This is a genomic window from Spiroplasma endosymbiont of Panzeria rudis (assembly GCF_964019705.1).
Classification (GTDB): Bacteria; Bacillota_I; Bacilli_A; order Mycoplasmatales; family VBWQ01; genus Spiroplasma_E; species Spiroplasma_E ixodetis_A.
The window spans coordinates 177217-200987 of record NZ_OZ026460.1 but is presented as its reverse complement, the minus strand read 5'-3'; the positions used below and the strand labels follow the sequence as shown (position 1 = coordinate 200987).

The window sequence follows — 23771 nt, the reverse complement described above, 5'->3', positions numbered from 1 at the left end:
TTGTTAAATTTTGATTAATTATTTTTTTCTATTTTAAGAATATTATTTTTGATTTCTTCAATTTCTTCAATATCAGTTATTCTATTAAATAAGTGAAAAAGCATATAGTTTAATTCTTTTGGTTTATGAAAGTGTTTTTTAAAAAATATTATTGTTTCATCAATAGTTGCCATTAGCATTACTGCTTGTTTGGTGTTAATGCTATTATTTTGTAATGGTATACGAACAAGTGTTGGCAACTGACTAACAAACATGTAGTCTTCTAAAGATTTTTCTTTTTGTGTATAATAGAAAATTTGAAAAGCACTAATTTTAGCACCAATTGTTTTAATAGCATTTTTTACTGCTGTAACTTGTGAATTAAGCATATTTTTGATTAATAAGGTAATAAAGATGGTAATTGTTCCAATTGGTAAAATAATTGATAAAATTAAGTCTAAGTTAACATTAAACTTTTGAGCAAATATTGATTTTAATAAAGTATAACCATTTTGGAATAAAATAACAGATAAAAATAAAGCAAAGTTTGGTGTTTTTCATCATTTATGCATAATTAATATTTCTGTTTTAATTTTTAAAATATATCAAAAGAAATAAGAAGTTAATACCAAGATAATACCATAAATTAATACAATGATAGTTGTTAGAAAATTGAAAAAACTAAAAACAATAGCTAAATTAACTGTAAAACCTAGATACATTTTAATATCATAAATTGGATAATCATTTGCAAATTGAGTTGTTAAACCATATTTTCTTTGAAATGCTCGACGACGATAAAGTTTAATGATTATAATAATATAAAAAAGTAAAGCAATTAAAGCGATTAAAATTGTAATAAAGATATATGAATAAGCAGTATTAATACTATTTAAACGTTGTGTTCATGCACTTCCTCAGTCACTTATTGGTGCATCATCATGTTGAGTAAAAATAAATGACATTAATGAAAAATCAATTAATGGATAATAAATAGCCATTAATTTTTTATAGAAAGGAGTTTTGTCACTTTCTTGTTTTGCGTTAGCAATTTGTTCTAGTAGTTCTTTAACATTATTTTCTTTATCAATTCTTGTTCTTTCATTTAAAAATAAGACTAATGCAGTAATTAGTAATGTAATAAATATTATTCAAAAAAATAATAAAACAAAATATTGCCCTCCCAAAAAATTATGCGGTCGTAATTTTTTAAATTGAATTTTTTGTACTTCCAAAATTTATTCCCTCCCCCAAAAAAAATATTTTTTAAAATCGCTTACTTAAATTATAGCACTAATTAAAAATTCACTTATTAATTGGTAAAATTTACTAATTGTTAAATTAAATTTAAAAATTAATTATATAATTAATTTAAAATATTATTTATATTTAAGGAGAAAACATGAAAATTGAAATAGTTAATAATATTGAAATGTTAGAACAAGCATTTTTGATTAGAAAAAAAGTTTTTGTTAATGAGCAAAAGGTTCCTTTTGAAGAAGAAATTGATCAATTTGAAGATGTATCGATTCACTTTTTAGTTTTTGATGATCATAATAAACCAATAGCTACTAGTAGAATGCGAAAAGTTGAAGATATTGTAAAGATTGAAAGAGTGTGTATATTGCAAGAATATCGTAAATTGGGTATTGGTAAAAAATTAATGGAATTTATGGAAAAAGTTGCAATTAAAAATCAATTTAAAGTTATATCTCTTTATGCCCAAATTCAAGCACTAAATTTTTATAAAAATTTGGGTTATAAAGTTTGTTCTGAAATATTTTTGGACGCTGGTATTAAACATTGTAAAATGGAGAAAAAAATATATAATGAAGGTAAATTTTAAAAAATAATATTTTAAATACATTGTTTTTAAAAAAACAATGAAAGGAAAAGAATATGTTTGAGTGAGTTAGAGAAATATTTGGAATAAATATAAATATTAATAACAAAGAAGCAAAAATGATAGATGCTATTAAAAATAAAAAGTTAGATGTAGTTAATAAAATATTAAAATATGATATTAATATTGATTATATTGATAGAACTGGTTATACGCCTTTAATGTGGGCCGCTGAAAAAGGTTATCTAGAAATAGTTAATGTTTTATTAGAACATAATGCTAATATTAATTACATATCTGTAAATGGTAATACTGCTTTAATCTTAGCTGCTAAAAAAAAATATACAAAAATAGTTAATCTGTTATTAGAACATAATGCTAATGTTAGTTGTGAGGATCAATTTGGTAATACTGCTTTAATTTTAAGTACTGAAAATGGAAATTTGGAAATAGTTAAAACTTTATTAACACTTAATGTTAATGTTAATCATGAAAATCGATATGGCGAAACTGCTTTGTTAGTGGCTGCTAAAAATGGATATACAGAAATAGTTAATGATTTACTAGCAAATGGCGCTAATATTAATCATGTCTCTATAAATGGTAATACTGCTTTAATATTAGCAATTAAATCTAATTATTTAGAAATAGCTAATGCCTTATTAACAAATTATCCTAATGTTAATAGAAAAAATATGTTTGGTTATACGCCTTTAATGTGGGCTGCGAGGAATGGTCATTTAGAAATAGTCAGAGCTTTATTAGAATTGGGAGCTAATGTTAATTGTATAAATGAAAATGGTGATACGCCTTTAATGTGGGCTGCGAGGAATGGTCATTTAGAAGTAGTTAATTTGTTATTAAATAAAGGTGCAAATGTTTATTCTATAACAAAAATTTGTGGTTATACTGCTTTAATTGCTGCAGTTGGTAGAGGTCATTTAGATGTAGTTAATACTTTAATCAAAAATGGCGCTAATGTTAATCATGAAAATATAATTGAAGAAACCGCTTTAATTGTTGCTGCTAAAAATGGACATTTGGATATAGTTAAAACTTTATTAGCACATAATGCTAATATTGATGATGTAGATGTAAATGGCAATACTGCTTTATTATTTGCAACCAAATATAATCATTGACAGATAAAAAAGATAATTATTGAAGTAAATAGTTTAAAAAGAGAAAATTTATTAAATGTTAAAAAAATGATAAATAAAATGAATATTATTTTTATTAAAAATAAAGAAAGAATTTATTCAAAAAAAATAGAAAGAAAATTTATTAAAATATTGCAAAATTATGAAGATTATATTAATAAAAAAACCAAAAATATTGATGGACAACTAAATCTTTTTTTTAAAAAAGAATTTATTAATAGTCTAAAATTTGAAGAGGAAAATTATTCATTATTGCATATAGCAGTATTAAATGATTGACAAAAATTAGTAACTTATTTAGTAACAAAATGACCGGTTGATATTGATTATAAAGATAGTTCGGGGAATTCGGCATGAAATCATGCTTGTATGTTACTAAAAAAAGAAAATGCTTTAGCAATTAAATCAAAAGTTCAAATAAATGAAGAAGATAAAATATTTTTAGAAAAAAATATTGATTTATTATCAAGAAAAGAATCTTGTTTTATTAAACCTTTAAATAAAAAAGATAAAAATGCTAATAAAAATAGATTTAACATTATAAATTATTATTATGATGTAGATGAAGTTGCTATTGATGCTTTTGATTATTTTAAAAATAACATAAATTTAATTGAAGATGATAATACTTTTTTAACAATTAATAATAAACAAACTTTACAAATATAAAGGTAATTTTCATTTAATTATACAGATTAAATTTTAAGTAAACACTCAAATCATAATAAAATAATAATTAATGTAATATAACAAAAATTATATATAATAGGTATAGTAAAAAAGATTTAAAGATTGAGGAGAAAATATGAATATTATAAAATCGGTATTAAGATTAATGTCGGCAGTTGCTTTAACTACAGTTAGCACAAGCTCAGTTATTGCATGTGATAATCAAGATTTCGAAGAAAATTTATTAAATGCAAAAGTTTCACAAGGTTTAAAATTGACTAATGCTACTGGTGAAGGATTATTAATGCCTACTATTAATATTGATGAAAATGATAAATCACAAGTAACTTGAAAAATCAATACAACTAATATTAAGGTAATAAATTTGATTAAAAATGATAAAAAAGCTAAAGATGAAGAAAGTTTTCAATTTTTAAAAAATGTTTTAAATATTAAAATTGATAGTGGCACAAAATTAGAAGATGCTATTTTTAATGAAACAGAATTAAATAATGTAACTACTATTATTTCAAATATTAATGTTGATTTAAATCCAGTAACACAGAAAAATGATTTTTATATTGTAAAAGGTTCATATAATATAATGTTTACAAATGGTGTTACAAAAACTGATAAATATAAAGTAGTTACAAAAACAAGTCCAAATGGAGTAATTAATCATGATATTTTTCCAATTAAAAAACAGATTTTAATAGTAATTTTCAAAGTGAATTTAAAGTAGGCCAATCAGTAAGTAAATTTCAAATTAAGAGTGATTTGACTTCAATGTTAGATAATTCTAAAGATAATGTTAAAACAATCTTTGGAATCCAAAAATTATTAAATAAAGGTTCACTAAAATTATTAGTAACAAAAAATGATAAATCAACAGGTAATTTTATAGCCACTGATAAAATTACAGTTAGATTTAAAATCGGTGAAGTTATGATTTTTGTAGGAGAAGAATTAATAGTTAACCCTTAATAATAACATCATACTCAATGCTAATTATTTTAATAAAATATATCAAAAAAATAAAAAATAGTTTTAAAAACTATTTTTTATTTAATATAACAGGAATAATTAAAGGGTTTCTTCTTTTCTTTTTAAATATATAAGGTGCTAATGTTGATTTGATAGCATTTTTTATTGTGGCAAAAGTAGGTCTTTCGCTTTTTAATACTTCATTAATAGATTTTGTTAATAATGATATTGCTTCAGATACTAAAGGTGCTGCATCGCGAACATAGAAAGAACCGCGAGAAATAAACGTTGGTGGTGCTAATAATTTATTATTTTGTGAATCAATAGAAACAACAATTGCAATTAAACCATCTTTAGAAAGAATTTGTCTATCACGGATTACTGCAGCAGTTGTTACTCCTGACATATCTTTACCACCATCAACATAAATAGGATCAGCAGCAATGCGTTTATCACTTAAAGAACATTTACCATTATCCATAATAATTGGATCACCGTTAGCACAAATAAATATATTTTCTTCAGGGATTCCAATTGATACAGCTGTTTCTTTATGAACTTTTAACATTCTATAATCACCATGCATTGGCATAAAGTATGATGGTTTAATTAAATTTAACATTAGTTTTTGTTCTTCTTGTGAAGCATGACCAGAAGTATGTAATCAATTTAATGGTGAATTTTCTTCAACAATCGCACTAAGTCGTGTTAGTTTATTAACTACTCTTTCAACGTCAGCACGGTTACCAGGAATTGCCGATGAAGAGAATATTACTGTATCACCGGGTATAATTTTTATTTGACGATGTTCGCGATTAGCAATTCTTGATAATGCTGCCATTGGTTCACCTTGGGAACCCGTACAAATAATAACAATTTGATTATTATCATATTTTTTAGCTTCTTCTGCTTTAATAAATGAACTATCGCGAACTTTTAAATGTCCCATTTGACGAATAACATTAACTATTCTTTCTAAACTTCTTCCAACAACAATAACTTTTCTATTATGTTTTGTTGCAACTTCAATAATTTGTTGTAAACGGTGTACATTAGAAGCAAAAGTAGAAATTAAAATTCTGCCCTTCGCTTTAGCAAATATTTCACTAATTCTTTTAACAACAAGCATTTCTGTCATTGTATAACCGGGTACTTCAGCATTGGTTGAATCTGCTAAAAATAATGTTACTCCTTTTTGACCCATTTGTGCCATTTTATCAATATCTGCTTTATGACCTAAAGGTGTTCAATCGAATTTATAATCACCTGTTGTTACAACAGTTCCATTTGAATTTTCTACACAAATTCCATATGCATCAGGAATTGAATGATTAACAGCAAAGAAACTAATAATAAATCTGTTAGTTTTAATTTTACTATTACCATCAACAATATTTATTTTTATTTTTGATTTTATCCCTTTGTCTTTAATTTTATGACGAATTAAAGCTGCTGCTAAATTAGGAGCGTAGATAGCCGGAATATCACTAATTTCTTTTAATAAGTATGGTATACCACCAATATGATCTTCATGACCATGAGTAATAAATATTCCTTTAATTTTATGTTTATTTTCTTTTAGGTAGCTATAATCAGGAATTACTGCTTCAATTCCTGGCATAGAAGCATCAGCAAATTTTACTCCAGCATCAATAATAATAATTTCATTATTTTGTTCAATTACATAAGTATTTTTTCCAACTTCTTCTAGCCCACCAAGCGCAAAGATTTTCGTGACGAACTTTTTAACTGGTATAGTATTTTTTGTCGATGTATCACTCATATTTTTTCTCCTTCATTCATTTTAAAATTATAAGAAAATAACATAAAACATAACATAAAAAAATGTAATGAATTTAATCATGTTTTTACTTATTACTTATTTGGTATATTATATTTAACTATAATAAAACAATTTAAAAACTTAAGTTTATCATTCTACTTTATATCATAATCCATTTATCATCATTAAGTCAAGGATTATCCTTATTAATGTGATGATAAAAGAGTTTTCCTTCTAAATGGTCTTGCTCATGTTGAAAAACAATTGCTTCATAACCTCTAACAGTTAAAGTTACTTTTTTCTTTTTTAAATAGTCATAACCTGTAACGTTGATTTTATAACTACGTGGAACTAAACCTTCATGAGGGTGATTAGTTACACTTAAACAACCTTCACCTTTTTTTAAATAAGCTATTTGTTCGCTTTTACCAATGATTTTTGGATTTATTAATGCATGTTCATAGTAAATAATCTTTTCATTTTTATCAGGAATTGGTAATAAAATATAATACATTTTTATATTTTCTCCAATTTGTGGTGCAGCAATACCAATAGCTTCGGTTAAAATGTTGTTAGCATTAAATTCTTTATCTTGTGATGCTTTTACTCAATCAATCATACGTTTCATAATATTTTCATCTTTAGGTGTTAAGGGTAAAATAACATCAGCACAAGGTTTTAATAAACTAGCTTTTGTATCTTCAGTAATTCAAGATGCTGATGGTACTTCGTTTTGTAATTTGTTTAACATTGCAGATCCTTTCATCAGTTTGTAATAAATAATAAATTAAACTAATTTGCTTTTATCAAATTTAATGATAAAGTTATTATAAACTAAATTTTGGAGAAAACATGAAAATTATTGCTGGAAAATTAAAAGGAAAAAAAATAATTACTTTAGATGGTTTATCAACACGGCCAACATTAAATCGAATTAAAGAAAATATTTTTAATATTATGTTAAATTACTGTAGTTTTGAAGATAAAATTGTTGTTGATTTATTTGCTGGAAGTGGTAATTTAATTCTTGAAAGTTTATCACGAGGGGCAAAATTTGCTTTTGCAAATGATATTAACAAAGCTGCTTGTAATATTATTAATCAAAATTGTTTTGCTTGTAATTTACAAGAACAAGTTAAATTAAGTAATTTGGATTATCAAATTTTTAGTAAAACACTAGTACAACAGTGTGATATTGTTTTTATTGATCCACCGTTTGTAAATATTACTTGTCAACAGTGAATTATTGATTTCTTTTATAAAAATAATTTACTTGCTAATAATGCTTTAATTGTTTTAGAAACAAATGTACCACTTGAAAATTTACAATTAAATTTCCATTTTAAAGTAGTATCTAATAAAAAATACGGTAAAATATATATTAAAATAATTCAATTTTATGAAAAGTAGAAAGTAGAATCTAAATGGCACAAAAAAAAGGAAAATTAATTATTCTTTCTGGACCAAGTGGTGTTGGTAAGGGTGCAATTATTGCTAAATTATTTGCTGATAAATCATTAAATTTAGCATATTCAGTTTCGATGACAACAAGAAAACCACGTAATAAAGAACAAGATGGCATTAATTATTTTTTTGTTGATGTATCAACTTTTTTAAATCATGTTAAAGGTAATGATTTTTTAGAATATACAAATTTTATTGGTAATTACTATGGTACTAGTAAGAGTTATGTTTTAAATTTGCAAAATCAAGGTTATAATGTTATTTTAGAAATTGAGGTTGATGGTGCTAGTCAAGTTTTAAAAAATTATGAACATCGCAATGATATTATGAGTATTTTTATTATGCCTCCTTCTTATCAAGAATTAGAACAAAGAATTCGTATGCGTGCTAGTGAGTCAGAAGCAATTATTGAGAAAAGGTTAAATAAAGCAAAAGAAGAATTTAAAGTTCAACATGAATATGATTATATTGTTATTAACGATGACTTAGATATTGCTGTTAAAGAAATAACAGATATTATTAAAAATAATATTAATTAGTTTTTGATTTGATAGTTTAGAATTAAATATTAAAAACATTTAACGATGTTAATTTGTATAAAAATATAATGGTATAGAAAACTATATTACAATAATTTTATAAACTTAATGGAATGGCAACCCTTTTTAGGACTATTTTTTGGTAGACATTTATTTTTGATAATTAACTGGAGTTAAGTAGTTTAAAGTGCTGTGAATTCTTATGTTGTTATATCAGTTGATGTAATCAAATAATTCTAATTTTAATTGGATTAATGATGTAAAATTTTTATCATTAATAAATTCAATTTTGAAAGTTTTAAAAGTTGCTTCAGCAACAGCGTTATCATAAGGACAACCTTTTTTGCTTAAAGAGCGATTAATATTGAATGCTAGTAAAAGTTTATCAATAATTTTATTATTAAATTCATTACCGCGATCACTATGAAATATTTGAATATCTTTTAAACAACGATTTGAGTGCATAAATGCTTGATGTACTAATGATGCATCTTTTTTAGTACCTACACTATGTCCAATAATTTCGCGGTTAAATAGGTCAATTAATAGGCAAATATAGTTTCATTTACCATTAACTTGAACATAAGTTAAATCACTAACAATAACTTCATTTTTAAGCCTATTATTAAAGTTTCTATTAACGATATTGGTTATTTGACTATCGTTGACTTTATTATGATGATTTTTGAATGATAATTTAGTGTATTTTGATATTAAATTATGTTTATTCATAATTTCTTTAATTTTTCTGCGTGACAAATAAATATTCTTTTCTTTTAGAACAACTTTTAATCTTCTTGTTCCATAAACTTCTTTATTTTCTTTAAAAGCACTAATAACAGCTTCATCATAAATATTATTTTGTTTTTTTCTTTTTCCTTTAAATTAAAATAATATGTTGATTTAGAAAGTTTTAAAAAACGACACATTGTGCGAATTTTATATTTAACTTTATTTTTAGCAATAATTTCTATTTTCTGCCTATTATTAGTGCTGCTTGCTTTAAAATATCATTTTCCATTCGTAACTGTTTTAATTCTTTTCTTAATTTAATTAATTCATTTTCTTCAATAGAAAGATTATCTTTAGTTTTAAAACTGCCTGAATTAGTAAATTGCTTAATTCAATTATAAGTAGCTGCTCTTGTAACATTGTACTCTTTAGCAAGACAAGACACTGACTTACCGCTTTGATATAAAGCTACTATTTGTTTTTTAAATTCATCGGTATATGAGTTAATATTGGCCATAATTATAGTTCCTTTCTTTTAACTAATTTGTTCACTTGTCTACGTAATTAGTGTCCAATAAAGTGTAACCTATCCAAAATATTGTAAGAAGTATTTTTATCTTTAAAGGAATTAGCAAAACTATCAAATGCATTAAAAATGATAATACAATTAAAACAAAAATTATCTTCAAGAGAAAATAGTAAAGATAGTGATAATGATTTTTTAATAAAAGTAGAAGTAAATGAGAATTTACCAACATTATCGGTAGTAAATAAAAATAATGTTCATAACACTGTACCAAATTTATAGTAAATAAAGATAATTAACAAATAATAATTTTATAAACTTATATAAGGTAAAATATAAAATTATTAGTAATATTAATACTCCTTTTAAAAATAAATTTAAAAGGAGTATTTTGTAAATTATGATAAGTTGTTATACTAATAATATCAAAAATATTTTTTTTACTTTATAATTAAAGTAGTGGAATCAAAAAATAAAGGAATGGTGGTATTTAATATGAGTGTATTACCGTTAAATATTATTTCGACTGTAATTTCAGCAGATATTGGAACAGTTATTGCTGAAATAGCGGTTTTATTTGGAATAATCATTTCTTTATTAATGACAATTCTTATTTTAATAGTTATGAATACTTTTATTCGTGGTAAAAAAGTTTGATGAACAACAAGAAATAAATCTCATATGAAACTACTAGCAACTTCAGAAAAGAGAATGTTAGCAAGTGTTTTAGCAGAAGCAGTGATTAAATTAGCAGAAGAAAAAATTGGAGCACTAATTACTATTGAAAGGAATGTTTCATTAAATGAATATACTGATTTGGGAGTAAAAATTGATGGTGAAGTTACTTCACAACTATTACAGTCTATTTTTATTAAAGGTTCACCATTGCATGATGGTGCAGTTATTATTCGTTTAGGTCGTATTGAATGTGCCTCTACTTATTTTCCACTAACTAATAAAAAAATATCTAGTCAATTTGGTTCACGTCATCGTGCTGCTATTGGAATATCAGAGCAAACCGATGCAGTATCAGTTATTGTCAGTGAAACTAATGGTTCTGTTTCAATAGCTCGTAGTGGTAAGTTTTTACAAGTTGAAAACTTAAATAATCTTGTTCGTACACTATATGATGAATTAGCTTCAACTAAAGAAATGGTTCAACAAGTATAATAATGAAAAGTTTGTTATTAGTAGATATTGGTAATACATTAATTAAGATTGCTATGATTTATGATAGTGAAATTATTGAACAATGAGCAGTAATAGAAACCAAAAGTAAAACTGCAATTGATCAATTGAAAAAAGCATTTAAATTAAATAAAAAATTACATTTTGAAGAAGCTGTTATTAGTTGTGTTGTTCCAAATTTTTTAATAATAATAGAAAAATTAATTGTTTTTACATATAATTTAAAACCGTTAATTGTTGATTTTAATTTGCTAAGTTCTTTACCTTTAAAACTTAATTTAGAAAATCGCCAATTAGGTAGTGATTTGATAGCATTATCATATGCTGCTTATACTAAGTATCACAATGCGATAGTTGTTAGTTTGGGAACTGCTACTACCTATAGTATTGTTGTTAATGATGTTTTGGTTGGCGTTATTATTGGACCTGGATTTAGTACAAGTAAAGATGCATTGATTGATAATGCTGCTTTACTTGTCGATTTTGAAATGCAACATTATCAATCAATGTTAGGTAAAAATACTAATCATGCTTTATCAATTGGTTATGGTTATGGTTTTAGTGCAATGATTAATAGTATAGTTGTTAGGATTCAAAATGAAACAAATATTAGTTTACCTGTAATTTTAACAGGAGGTAGTGTACCAATTTTAAAATCTTATTTTGATTTTTCTTATATTTATGAACCACAAATGTTATTTTTAGGTTTAGTTGATATTATTAAATATTTTAGAAGTAATAATAAAATAAAAGATTAATATCTTTTAATATATTTAAAATATAAGGAAAGGAGAAAAAAACTATGTTAATGTTAATAAAAATTTATAAATTAACTAATGCACAAATTATTATAATAACTATTATTAGTTTATTAATTTTTACTATTATCGTTTTAACAAGTTTATTAGTAATTTTTAGTTCGTATAAAAATAAACAATTTATGGTTTATAAAAATTTGCAATATATTCAAAATATTAATATTAAAGAACGATTAAATCGTATTAATAAAATGGTACAAGCAAATGAACAATATAGTTCTATTTTAGGAATTTGAATTAGTCGTTATAATCTTTTTTTAAAAAAAGATTTAAATAAGGTTTTTAAAAATTATATTCAAATTTTAAAATTACAAAATAATAAAGAATTATGAAAAAGATATAAATTAATGTATAGAATGCATAATAAGAGTAATAATTTAAAAAATCAGTTGCAGTTATTAACAATTGAAATAGATTATTTTATTAGTATTGATCAATTATTACGAGAATATCAATTATTTTTTAAACAAAATTTTAATTATTTACAAGATCAAATGATCAAGATTAATTTACAAAACGATCTTAATCGAGAACAATTAGATGAAGTTATTAAGATAATTAATGATATGTTTAAAGAATTAGAAACAAATATTAATGCTATTAATGTTAGTCAAATTATTACTATTTTAAGTGAGATTGCTATTGCTGTTGTAACATTGGCAGAAATTTTAGATAATTTACCAACACTTCGTTATATTATAACATATGAAATTAAACAGAAAATGGCTGCCTTAAAAAATAAATATCAAATGATAAAAATAAATAATACTTTACTTTTACAATACGAACAATTAGTAGCAAACGTTGATGAAAAGTTAAGTTTTATTAATAAACAAATTAATAATTTACAATACAAAAAAGCTAAGGTTAACACTCAAGAAATATTAAAATTAATTGCCACTTTTAGTAATAAAATTGATAAAGAACAAATATTTTATAATATTTTTAAACAAAATTATGAAAAATTTTTAGTTATGAGTTTTAATTTTAATGAAATATTTGAAACTATTAAAAATGAAATTGCTCTTTCAAATAAAATTAATTCTAAAATGATAGAAAATAGCAAAATAACTAACTTAGAAACTATTATTAATAAACAACTTGCTACTGTTAATCATTTTGATAATTTATTAATCATAGAACATCAAAAATCAATAAAAAATACTAGTTATGAAACATTAGTGATGTTATTAGCGGCGTTATTTGAAAATAGTATTGTTGTTTTTAATAGTTTAAAAGAGTATAATAAATTGTTGAATGAACAAAATAAAGCAAAAATTAAATTTAAAACTTATGTTGATAAAATCAATTCAATGATGTTACAAATTGATAATATTTTAAATAATATTAATTTTTATTATTTAAATGAAATTTATAAAGAAAAGTTTAGTGATTTACAATATTTAATAAATGATACTATTTTAAATTTTAAAAATGGAAATTATGATAATTCTTCTTTTAGTAAATTTAATGATTTACAAAATAAAATTTTTCATCTTTATACTGAATTAAAAATGGAAATTACTATTCATAAATTATCACATTTAACTCTTGTTTATGCTAATCGTCATCGTTCAATTAATCAGCAACTTAATAGTAAATTTAATGAAATTGAAAATAATATCACTAATAATCATAATCAAAAAGCATTAACATTATTATTGGAATTAATGGAATAAATTTTAAAAAAGAGGAAAATTAAATGGTACCAATTATTATTATTCGTTATGGTGAATTAACAACTAAAAGTAAAAATCGGATTGATTTTATTAAACAATTAAAAATAAATATTAAGTATGCTCTTAGTGATTATAAACAAATAAATATTATTCATTTTCATGATCGGATGGAACTAACCAATTTATCTCTTGATGTAATGAATGATGTTATTAATATTTTGGTGAAAATATTTGGTATTAGTTCATTATCACCTGCTTTTAGAATTGCTAAAAATATGGAAATATTATCAGAAAAAGTAATATCATTAATTTTAAGTCAAGATCTAACAAATTTTAAAACATTTAAACTTTTTGTTAGTCGTAGTGATAAGAGTTTTTCATTAAATTCAGAACAAATAGTTAAAATTATAGCTTCTATAATTTTAAAGAAAACAGATTTAAAAGTTAATGTTACTAATCCTGATTTAAAAATAAATATCAAAGTTAATAACGATGATATTTATTTATTTGCAAATAAAATTATTGGTGCTGGTGGATTTCCAGTAGGTAGTTCAGGGAAAGTGTTATTATTATTGAGCGGTGGTATTGATTCCCCTGTAGCAGCATATAAATTAATGAAACGAGGATTACAAGTTCAATATTTACATTTTGCTACTCCACCTTTTACTTTACCAACAGCATTAAAAAAAGTAGAAACTTTAGTTCAAATTTTAGCACCTTATAATGCTAGTAGTAAAAATTTATATATTTGCAATTTTACTAACTTGCAAAATGAATTAAGTCATATTAAGAAAGAAAGTTATCGTATTACTTTAATGCGTAGAATGTTTATTAGAATTGCTAGTTTATTTGCAGAAAAATATAAAATTCAAGCATTAGCAACTGGTGAAGCAATTGGTCAGGTTGCTTCACAAACATTAGCAAGTATTAATGCTATTAATATTGTTAGCAATTTACCAATTTTGCGTAGTTTAATTGCCGAAGATAAAGTTGATATTATTAATCTTGCTAAAAAAATTGGTACTTATGAAACATCAATTTTATCATTCGCTGATTGTTGTTCATTATTTGTTCCCAAAAACCCTGTTACACAACCAAAGATTAAAAAATGTGAACTTTTAGAAAATGATTTAAAGCAAATAATTGATTGAGAACAAATTTTAATAAATAGTTTTAAAGATATTGAAAAAATATAAATAAATTTATTAATAATTTAATAGTTTTAATAAATTGTAGTTTATTTACTTTAAATATAAAAAAAGAGTGAAACTTCACTCTTTTTGTTATTTTTTAATAGTAAACTATAAAATATTACAATAAGTATTTTGATTACTTGTTGAAGCTTGATTTTGTAAATCGATTGCATTTATTTCATTTACTAATAATTTTGTTTTTTCAATTCTTTTATTGATTTCATTTATTTTTTTCTTATCAATTTCTAATTGAGCAAGTTTTAAATTTATTTGTAATTTTTGATATGGATTTGGTTCTCTAAAATCAATATTGGTTGTTATTTTTTGTACTTCATTTGCTAATTCTTGAAGAGATTTAACTTCAAAATTATTTTTATTGGTTGTAACATTAAGAATAGTAGGTAATCCAAATTTATATCGTTGCTTTATTTCTTGTTCATAAATTTCATAGGCTAATCTTTCAACTATTTTTGGGTTTTTGTTTTTAGCAGCTATTGTTAAAGCTGTATCACCATTTTCAATAGTATCTAGTAGTTATAATAACCATTTGTTTTTAAATATTTGGCTATAATTATTTGTCCATTAATATTATTTAATATTCAAGGATCAGGTCTATTTTTAACTACATGATAAATATTAACATCATTATCTATTAAGATATTAACTACATCTAAATGACCATTTTGCGCTGCTCATATTAAAGCGGTTATATCATCACATATATAATTAACATTGCCACCATTTTTAATTATTTTTTTAATTACTTGTAGATCACCACTTTTAGCAGCTTTTATTAAATTAATATTTTGAATGTCCATTTTTTTCTCCTTATTTGATTAAAAATAACAAACTCACTTACTTTAAAATGAAGTAATAAGTTGAAAATTTATATTAAGTTTATGCAGATTTTATCATATTATTGGTTTTAATATGCAAAAAATATATTATAATTTTTCCAAGTTATTTATTATTAATTATTGAAAAAAATAATGTTTATTTTTTCTTTTTTAATATAAATTTTAGAAATAAAATTTATATTTTTATTTTATTTCTAAAAAAGTTTATTTTAAGTGTTTTAAATAGTTTTGTATTGAAAACAATAACTTAAGAATAACCTAGCAAGATAAAATGATGTTAAAATTAACTTGTAATATAAGTCATTCAAGAATTGTAGGAGATAGTATGAAATATATAGTTAATTTAAATGTTCGTTCTAATTATTCATTTCTTTCATCAACTATTAAAATAAGTGATTATATTGAATTTGCTAAAAAAAATAATTTAAAAGTTCTATCTTTAGTAGATAAAAATATAATGTATGGTGCTTATGAATTTTGTAATTTATGTATAGAGAATGAAATTAAACCATTAATTGGTTTAAATTGCGTTTGAGAAAGTGCTAGTGATAAAGTTGAATTAACTATTATGGCAACTTCATATGCTGGTTATCAAAGATTAATAGAACTTTCTACTATTATTAGTACTAATAATAATATTGTTACTACTAATGATGTAAAAAAATATCTTAATCAAACACGTGAAGTTTTAGTTATTATTCATGCTAATAACAAAAATATTAGATATATTAAAAATAATTATGATATTTTAAATTCAACAGGTCATGAACTAGTTTATTTTGGTTTAGTACCTAGTGATATGGATAATATTACTTTATTAAAATCGATTACATCTAATATTATTCCAATTGATTTGGTTTTATATTTAGATGAAAAACAACATCGTATTTATCAAATTTTACAAGCTATTAAAGAACAAAAAACATTAAAATCAGAAGATTTATCAAAAAGTAATGAGTTTTTATATAAAACTAAACAAGATTTAATGCAACATTATCCAAATGAAATTATTGAAAACATTGAAAAGGTTATTTGATTATGTAATTTAAAATTTCCTAAAAATAAGCCAAATAGTGCAGAATTAAGTTTACCAAAATTTACTTGCCCTAATAATCTTACTAGTAATTTATATTTGCAAGAATTATGTAAGCAGGGATTAGAAGCGCATTTTCAAAGTCGTGAAATTCCTGAAACATACGTTAAAAGAGTTTTATATGAATTACAAGTAATTAATGAAATGGGTTTTGCTGATTATTTTTTAATTGTTAATGATTATGTTAAATTTGCAAAAAGCAAGAATATAATGGTTGGACCAGGTAGAGGAAGTGTTGCTGGTAGTTTAGTGGCATATGTTTTAGGAATTACTGGTGTTGATCCTATTGCTTATAATTTAATTTTTGAAAGATTTTTAAATCCAGAAAGAATATCATTACCAGACATTGATATCGATTTTGAAGATACAAGAAGAGATGAAGTTATTAAATATATTCATCAAAAATATGGCAAAGAACATGTTGCATATATTGTTACTTTTCAAACAATTGCTAGTAAAATGGCAATTCGTGATTTGGGAAGAGTTTTTCAAGTTAATATTGAAGATATTAATGAAATGACAAAATTAATACCAATTCAATATAATTTTGAAATAGATATGGCTATTAAACAATCACCAAAATTAGCATGATATGCAAATAAGTATCCTTTATTGTTTACTTTAACCAAAGAAATTCTTGGTTTTCCACGACAAACTAGTACTCATGCAGCAGGAATCGTTATTACAAGTGCACCATTAGTTACTGCTATTCCATTACAATTAGGATTTCAAGGTATTTATCAAACGCAATTTCCAATGCAAACCCTAGAAGCTCTTGGTTTGATAAAAATGGATATTTTAGGATTACGTAATTTAACTATTTTGCAAAATATTTTACAACAAGTAAGTAAACATTATTTTTTAAATTTAAAATTATCTCAAATTCCTTTAAATGATGAAAAAAGTTTTAGCATTATTAAAAATGGTGATACAACCGGTATTTTTCAATTGGAATCTTCAGGAATGCGTCAAATTTTAATTAAAATGAAAGTTGATAGCTTAGAAGATATTATTGCTAGTTCTTCTTTATTTCGTCCTGGACCACAAGAGTACATTCAAGATTATATTAATCGTAAATTAGGAAAACAAAAATTTACGTATATTCATGAAGATTTAAAACCTTATTTAGCATCAACTTATGGCATTATTATTTATCAAGAACAAATATTATTAATTTTACAGAAAATTGCTGGTTATTCATTAGGAAAAGCTGATTTAATTCGTCGTGCAATTAGTAAAAAAGATACTACAGTTATGAAAGAACAAGCAAACTCATTTATTAAAAGTGCTGTTAATAGAGGTTATTCATCAAGAGTTGTTAAGAAAATATGAGAAGATATTGAAAAATTTGCTAGTTATGGATTTAATTGATCTCATGCTGTTGCTTATTCATTAATTAGTTATTATTTAGTTTATTTAAAAGCAAATTATCCATTGGCATTTATGGTATCGTTATTAAGTAGTGTTATTGGTAATGATCAAAAAATGTTACAATATTTGAATGAATGTCAAAAATATCAAATTAAAGTTTTACCACCATCAATTCAATTTTCTGGCATTGATTTTTTAATTGATGATGCTAAAAAAGCTATTCGTTATAGTTTACAAGCAATTAAGCAAATGAGTCAAGGTAGTTGTAGTAATCTTATTAAAGAACGTACTAGTAATGGATTTTTTCAAGATTTTTTTAATTTTTGTGCTCGAGCAATATTTATTGGTTTGAATCGTAAAAACATTGAACATTTAATTGCCGCTGGTGCTTTAGATGATATTCAATCAAATCGAACAATGTTATTATTAAACTTGGATGCTGCATTAGAATATGCCAATATGGTGCAGGTAAAAGATGAAACTAGTGGCGAATTATCATTAAATTTTAATTTAATTGCTAAACCAATTATGTTACAAAGAGAAGATGATTGAAATAATAATAGTATTAATGAACATCGTGCATTAGGACTTTATTTAAAATATAATCCTAAATTACTATGAAAAGAACAATTAGATCCTCATAATAAAGCTATTGATTTAGCATATATTAATAATTATGTTGATCAACATGTTAGAGTATATGGAGTTATCAATAATATTAGAGTAATTAAAACTAAAACTAAAAAATTAATGGCTTTCTTTAAAATGCAAAATGATAATAATGTTATTGAAGTAACGGTTTTTGAAAAGTTATATCAAATATACCAAGAATATTTACAAGTTAATAAAGTAATTTTAATGGAAGGAAAGGTAGAAATTTATAATGATAATATTCAGTTAATTTTATCAAGAGTAATTAAAAATTTATAGTAAGCATATAATTTTATCTATGCTTACTATATTAAATAATAAATATAATCAATAGTTTTTAAATTTCTTACTTTAATTTCTAATAATAAATAAAAAATTAATGAACATAATAATTATTAATAATTTCACAATTTTCAATAGCATCTCAAAAGTTATTATCTACTTTTTTTATTTTTAAATAAATATTTAAAAAAATTAGTAATATAGTTATAAATAATAAAATTGGACTTAAAATTATAGCAAAAACAATTCCAATTTTTAGTTGTACTAATGATTTAAGATTATAGTTTTCAACAATATTTTGGAAGAGGTAATGTTTACAAAAATATAATTTATTATTAGTTAACATATAAATTAAACCACGTTCTTTTATTAAATTAAAACCATTTTCTTTTGTTATTATTTCTTGTTTTCGATAATAATTATAGAAAGAAGGAATATATTTTATATCATTTTTTATGTTAAAAAAATCTATTAGGGTTAAAGATGTAAATATAACCAAAATAGTTAAAATCAATAGTGATAGTGTTATTAAATTTATTTTTTTAAGTTTCTGAATTTTCATTTTTAAAAATCTCCTTATATTTTATTTATAGGTTAATTTTATTTGTTAGGAAAGTATTATAATATATTTTTTATTAAATAAAATTAAATTATAAAATATTTATATATAATATTTTAATAATGATTTGCTATTATTTTTTTGTTTTTTTGTTATATTATAAGTAGTAATATTTATTACCAATTTTGCGATGAATTGCAAAGCAACGAGCATTAAAATCCCAATATATTTATTTAAAATTTTAGTTTATTATTTTATTTTAAAGTAACTATTTTTCTTTTAAAGGAGCACACATTACCATGGCAATTAAAGATGTACAAAGAGATGGCAATTGTTTATTATGAGCAGTAATTGTTTCATATTTAGAACAAGTTAAAACCAATAAAAACCAATTTAAAAAAAGATATAAATCACTTTTTGGTATAGAAATCGGTTGAGAACGAATTTTTAATTTTGCTGATTTTAATTTTACTGATAAAGAAAATGAAAAATTAGTTAAAGTCTTTCGTAATCGTATTTGTGATTATATTGAAACAAATTTAGATACAAAACGGCCAGATAATAAAGCTAACTTTAGATCAATGTTATTAGAAAGTGAAATCAATAAAAAAAATAAAGAATTGTATCCTAACAATAGTGAAGATACACAAATAAGAAAAACTTTAGAACAAATGAGAAAAAATGGCGAAATAACAGGTTCTGTTGAAATTGAAGCAATTTGTAATATTTTAAATTGTAATATTATTAGAATTAATGAAGATTTTGATGTTGCAAGTAGGGAAAGATTTGAACCAGATAATAATGTAATTGCTAATAATGAGGTGAAGTTATACTATCAAGCTCGACATTATCAATATTTTTCAAATGTTACTAATCAAACACCAACAAAAAGGAATGAGGAAGAAACTACAAAAGTAGTGACGCCTTCATTTGAAGTTAATTCAAGTAATAATAGTTTTCAAGAAAGTATTTTATTTCCAAGAGAGGAAAGTGCTGATTTTTTAATTAATGCTAGATTGAAACTTAAAAATCAGTTGTCTGATAAAGAAATTAATGAAGAAACACAAAATGCTATAATTGATATTTTTATTGAAGATATAATTAAAGTACCAGCACATCAAAAAAATGAAATATTAGAAAAATCTATTTTTGAATTAAATAATCAAGATCAATTATTTACAAATCCTAATCTGGTTTTTGAATCATTTATTAAACCAATAATTAATAGTTCAAAAACAGGAGATCAACAATTATTAAAAGAAAGTACTAATGCAAATACTAATTAATTAGTATTATCAATTTTATATTTATTGATTTGTTATATTAATAAAAAATAACCAAATATTTGGTTATTTTTAGTATATTTTAAATTTATTTTACTTGGTATTTAATAGTTGTATTTATATTAAAAAAAGAATTTGGTAAATGTTTGTTTTCATCATAATTATGTAAAAATACTCACAAATTATTAAGTTTTAATTCTTGATTATCAGTAATTATCATTTGTTCTGGTTTAAAATGAAAATAAATTCCTTGTTCCATTAATCCAATTTTATAATGTGATATTCTAATTTGTCTAATATAATTTTCTAATTTTGTAAAAATTTCTTCTTTATTTATTTCTGTAGGTTTTACATCTATAATTCAAGGATCTATTTTAAATTTTGCTTCGATAGATTTTTGAAGAAATGCAAAATATTCCTTATATGCCTCAACATATTCCTTGCCATATCTTTCTTTATCAGCGGCTGTTTTTATTTTTTTAATAATTTTTTCTAATTTTTCTTCTTCAGTATCAATTTTTGTAATTGTAATGTTAACTTTTCCTGTATATTTACTGTCGGCTTTAGCATGTAGTTCTGCTGAACCAGCAGTTCCTTCTGATGCTGCTTTGAAGTTTTTAATTTCAACATCATTAGCAGTTACATCTTTGTTTTGTTTAATGATTTCATCAAGAACTGTTTTTTCGGTATTAAATTTGTTACCGTCAACTTCTTTGTTAGTAATTTTACTGTCTAAAGCGATTTTGTCTTTTGCAGTAATTGTAATGTTAACTTTTCCTGTATATTTACTGTCGGCTTTAGCATGTAGTTCTGCTGAACCAGCAGTTCCTTCTGATGCTGCTTTGAAGTTTTTAATTTCAACATCATTAGCAGTTACATCTTTGTTTTGTTTAATGATTTCATCAAGAACTGTTTTTTCGGTATTAAATTTGTTACCGTCAACTTCTTTGTTAGTAATTTTACTGTCTAAAGCGATTTTGTCTTTTGCAGTAATTGTAATGTTAACTTTTCCTGTATATTTACTGTCGGCTTTAGCATGTAGTTCTGCTGAACCAGTAGTTCCTTCTGATGCTGCTTTGAAGTTTTTAATTTCAACATCATTAGCAGTTACATCTTTGTTTTGTTTAATGATTTCATCAAGAACTGTTTTTTCGGTATTAAATTTTTTACCGTCAACTTCTAACTTAGTAATGATAGAACTTAATTCTTTTTTTGGTTCTGATTTTGTGCTTTTTGTAGCAACGACAGCTAATACACCAGTTGCAATTAATATTTTTTTATAATTTAGTTTTCTTTTCATATTTAACCACTCCAACGTGTTATTTTATCATTTTTGCTACATTAATGTCAAATTGCAACAATTGATTGAAGAAATATTGATGACTATTATTGATTATTTATATTTGTATTTTTATTAAAATTTGACTTATAGAAAATAAATAAATATAATTATTTTTATAAAATTTATAGAATTTTTTGACCGATACTTTAATTTTTAAAGTAAACAAGGTTTAACCTAGATAATGTGAAATATAAAAATATAATGGATAATAAAAAATACTACTAATTATTTTTCTTTTATAGTAAGTTCTAGTAAGCATATGATATTGTTTGTTCATTTTAGTTACTAGAATTATTGATATGTACTTAAAAGAAGAAATAATAAAAATAACTATTTTAAAAAAAGAATGAAGGGGATAATATAATGAAAAAAATATATGATAATTATCAAGATACTAACTTTAATTATAAAAATATAATATCAACAAAAAATGTAAAACAAACACAGGATGACAATGGTAATTTGTATTATACAACTTTTGATAGTTCTGATCTTCATACACCTGGACAAAAAATTTGAAAATATAATATCAGTACCAGAGATAATGAAATTTATTGAGAAAATAAAGAATTCAAAGTAGGTTCTTTTCACATGATAATTGATATTAAAGGTAATATTTATTTAACTTCTGCTGGTGGAGTACTAATTCTTAATAATAAAAATCAATCTAAAACTATGCCATTAGTTTCAGGTATGGTAACTGATATTATTTATTTGAAAAATAATATTTATGTATCAACTTTTGATGGCTTTTATAAATATAATATTAATACTGAAATTACTGAAAAAATAAATTTACCAAACAATCTAATAGTTAATTCTATATTTATTGATAAAAATGAAAATATTTATCTTGCTATTTATAGATCTATAAATAAACCTATAAGTTATAGTGTGTTAATTATAAAAAAAGGTCAATCTGAAGCCAAACCAATAATTGGAGATGATTTTTTTAACATTAACGATACAATGTGAATAACAGAAATAAATAGTAAAATATATTTTTATAGTTTAAATTTAGCAAGTAAAAAAGCAAAATATATGGGCGCTTGTCAAATTTACGAAATAATTTATTCCTATATTAGTAATTTATTTCCAAAAATGAATTATTTGCAAAATAATGAAAAATTAGACAAAATTACTCTCTTTAACCCTTAAATTTAAATTTATATTCGACGTATTTTAAAAAATATACATTTAAAAAATAAAAATTATTCTCAAAGTTATTAAGGAAAAGACAAGAAATAATCTTGTCTTTTTTTGTAATTGTAAAATTTTAAAATTTTTAATAAACCTCTTTAACGCTATTATCAACACGTGTTAGGGAACTAAAAAAGTGAACTACAACACAGTTGTTAAAAATAGTAGCTAGCATGTGGACTTGCATGGATAAATAAAAAGTGGAGTGATACCTAATAAAATATACTAACCATTAATGGTAATTCTTGGGGTGGGAGCGAATTGGAAACTAGTATATATAGACCTGTTGTAGGGACCTATTGTATTAATTCTATTCTTTATTTAACCAACCTTGCCACTCCCCAGTGAGCAAGTGTTGGTTTTATTTTTTATTTTTTTTGAAAAAATTTTTGGGCGAGAAAATAAATTTCAAACTTGTAAAAAAAATTAAGCGGTGCCGGTTCAATTAAAATATTAATTTGTTTAACACAAATTAAATAAATATTGAATCGAATGCCTTAATGTTTTTTAAAATTTCACAATTTATTTTTGAGCCCAGAATTGCTGGAATTAATAAAACGAATAGTAGTATTATTA

21 protein-coding genes and 1 pseudogene are annotated in these 23771 nt (G+C 23.1%); 15 read left to right on the top strand and 7 right to left on the bottom strand.

Annotated elements, in window-relative coordinates:
• Window positions 1-14 precede the first annotated feature (14 nt).
• A complete protein-coding gene (locus AACK89_RS01125) occupies window positions 15-1214 on the bottom strand; it encodes a hypothetical protein (RefSeq protein ID WP_281748107.1) in 1200 nt (399 codons plus the stop codon).
• Window positions 1215-1381: 167 nt separating this feature from the next.
• On the opposite strand from AACK89_RS01125, the gene AACK89_RS01120 reads away from it, so the two are divergent.
• The 4 genes from AACK89_RS01120 (at window position 1382) to AACK89_RS01105 (ending at window position 4635) form a co-directional block, all read left to right on the top strand.
• Window positions 1382-1825 carry a GNAT family N-acetyltransferase gene (locus AACK89_RS01120; RefSeq protein ID WP_281748109.1) on the top strand — a complete coding sequence of 148 codons (444 nt, stop codon included), beginning with the start codon at window positions 1382-1384 and terminating at the stop codon, window positions 1823-1825.
• 53 nt (window positions 1826-1878) lie between these two features.
• Complete coding sequence (locus AACK89_RS01115) at window positions 1879-3651, top strand: ankyrin repeat domain-containing protein (RefSeq protein WP_338978734.1); 1773 nt, start codon at window positions 1879-1881, stop codon at window positions 3649-3651.
• Window positions 3652-3787: 136 nt separating this feature from the next.
• Complete coding sequence (locus AACK89_RS01110) at window positions 3788-4393, top strand: hypothetical protein (protein ID WP_338978732.1); 606 nt, start codon at window positions 3788-3790, stop codon at window positions 4391-4393.
• A gap of 44 nt (window positions 4394-4437) precedes the next feature.
• Complete coding sequence (locus AACK89_RS01105) at window positions 4438-4635, top strand: hypothetical protein (protein WP_338976236.1); 198 nt, start codon at window positions 4438-4440, stop codon at window positions 4633-4635.
• 70 nt (window positions 4636-4705) lie between these two features.
• On the opposite strand, the gene AACK89_RS01100 is transcribed toward AACK89_RS01105, so the two are convergent.
• Together AACK89_RS01100 and def are read right to left on the bottom strand one after the other, a co-directional pair.
• Window positions 4706-6418, bottom strand: coding sequence for a ribonuclease J (locus AACK89_RS01100; RefSeq protein ID WP_338978729.1), 1713 nt, complete (start codon window positions 6416-6418; stop codon window positions 4706-4708).
• A gap of 160 nt (window positions 6419-6578) precedes the next feature.
• A complete protein-coding gene (gene def, locus AACK89_RS01095; protein WP_338978726.1) occupies window positions 6579-7169 on the bottom strand; it encodes a peptide deformylase in 591 nt (196 codons plus the stop codon).
• Window positions 7170-7270: 101 nt separating this feature from the next.
• Between def and AACK89_RS01090 the strand changes: the two genes are divergently transcribed.
• Both AACK89_RS01090 and gmk read left to right on the top strand, forming a co-directional pair.
• A complete protein-coding gene (locus AACK89_RS01090) occupies window positions 7271-7828 on the top strand; it encodes an RsmD family RNA methyltransferase (RefSeq protein WP_338976230.1) in 558 nt (185 codons plus the stop codon).
• Between the two features lie 14 nt (window positions 7829-7842).
• On the top strand, window positions 7843-8421 hold the full coding sequence (gene gmk / locus AACK89_RS01085; protein ID WP_338957663.1) for a guanylate kinase: 579 nt from the start codon (window positions 7843-7845) through the stop codon (window positions 8419-8421).
• A gap of 150 nt (window positions 8422-8571) precedes the next feature.
• Here the strand turns inward: gmk and AACK89_RS01080 are convergent.
• A pseudogene (locus AACK89_RS01080) lies at window positions 8572-9670 on the bottom strand (IS3 family transposase).
• 138 nt (window positions 9671-9808) lie between these two features.
• Between AACK89_RS01080 and AACK89_RS01075 the strand changes: the two are divergent.
• The 6 genes from AACK89_RS01075 (at window position 9809) to AACK89_RS01050 (ending at window position 14999) form a co-directional block, all read left to right on the top strand.
• A complete protein-coding gene (locus tag AACK89_RS01075) occupies window positions 9809-9961 on the top strand; it encodes a hypothetical protein (protein WP_338978723.1) in 153 nt (50 codons plus the stop codon).
• Window positions 9962-10174: 213 nt separating this feature from the next.
• The gene (locus AACK89_RS01070) at window positions 10175-10849 is read left to right on the top strand and encodes a DNA integrity scanning protein DisA nucleotide-binding domain protein (protein WP_338978720.1); all 675 of its coding nucleotides are present in this window, start codon (window positions 10175-10177) and stop codon (window positions 10847-10849) included.
• A gap of 2 nt (window positions 10850-10851) precedes the next feature.
• The gene (locus AACK89_RS01065; RefSeq protein WP_281748037.1) at window positions 10852-11625 is read left to right on the top strand and encodes a type III pantothenate kinase; all 774 of its coding nucleotides are present in this window, start codon (window positions 10852-10854) and stop codon (window positions 11623-11625) included.
• 44 nt (window positions 11626-11669) lie between these two features.
• Window positions 11670-13364: a hypothetical protein gene (locus AACK89_RS01060; RefSeq protein ID WP_338978716.1), complete on the top strand. Its 1695-nt coding sequence runs from the start codon at window positions 11670-11672 to the stop codon at window positions 13362-13364.
• A 23-nt stretch (window positions 13365-13387) separates the two neighbouring features.
• A complete protein-coding gene (thiI, locus tag AACK89_RS01055) occupies window positions 13388-14560 on the top strand; it encodes a tRNA uracil 4-sulfurtransferase ThiI (RefSeq protein ID WP_338978714.1) in 1173 nt (390 codons plus the stop codon).
• 211 nt (window positions 14561-14771) lie between these two features.
• On the top strand, window positions 14772-14999 hold the full coding sequence (locus tag AACK89_RS01050; protein WP_338978711.1) for a hypothetical protein: 228 nt from the start codon (window positions 14772-14774) through the stop codon (window positions 14997-14999).
• Between the two features lie 85 nt (window positions 15000-15084).
• On the opposite strand, the gene AACK89_RS01045 is transcribed toward AACK89_RS01050, so the two are convergent.
• Complete coding sequence (locus tag AACK89_RS01045; RefSeq protein WP_338978710.1) at window positions 15085-15375, bottom strand: ankyrin repeat domain-containing protein; 291 nt, start codon at window positions 15373-15375, stop codon at window positions 15085-15087.
• 364 nt (window positions 15376-15739) lie between these two features.
• On the opposite strand from AACK89_RS01045, the gene AACK89_RS01040 reads away from it, so the two are divergent.
• The gene (locus AACK89_RS01040; RefSeq protein WP_338978709.1) at window positions 15740-18808 is read left to right on the top strand and encodes a DNA polymerase III subunit alpha; all 3069 of its coding nucleotides are present in this window, start codon (window positions 15740-15742) and stop codon (window positions 18806-18808) included.
• A 97-nt stretch (window positions 18809-18905) separates the two neighbouring features.
• Here the strand turns inward: AACK89_RS01040 and AACK89_RS01035 are convergent, their stop codons facing one another.
• On the bottom strand, window positions 18906-19373 hold the full coding sequence (locus AACK89_RS01035; RefSeq protein ID WP_338978708.1) for a hypothetical protein: 468 nt from the start codon (window positions 19371-19373) through the stop codon (window positions 18906-18908).
• A 296-nt stretch (window positions 19374-19669) separates the two neighbouring features.
• Here AACK89_RS01035 and AACK89_RS01030 point away from each other — a divergent pair, with 296 nt between their 5' ends.
• Window positions 19670-20656 (top strand): OTU domain-containing protein, encoded by a 987-nt coding sequence (locus AACK89_RS01030; RefSeq protein WP_338978706.1) that lies wholly within the window; start codon window positions 19670-19672, stop codon window positions 20654-20656.
• 85 nt (window positions 20657-20741) lie between these two features.
• Here AACK89_RS01030 and AACK89_RS01025 read toward each other — a convergent pair whose 3' ends face one another.
• On the bottom strand, window positions 20742-21953 hold the full coding sequence (locus AACK89_RS01025) for a hypothetical protein (protein ID WP_338978703.1): 1212 nt from the start codon (window positions 21951-21953) through the stop codon (window positions 20742-20744).
• A gap of 405 nt (window positions 21954-22358) precedes the next feature.
• Here AACK89_RS01025 and AACK89_RS01020 point away from each other — a divergent pair, with 405 nt between their 5' ends.
• A complete protein-coding gene (locus AACK89_RS01020; RefSeq protein ID WP_338978702.1) occupies window positions 22359-23153 on the top strand; it encodes a hypothetical protein in 795 nt (264 codons plus the stop codon).
• Window positions 23154-23771: the final 618 nt, after the last annotated feature.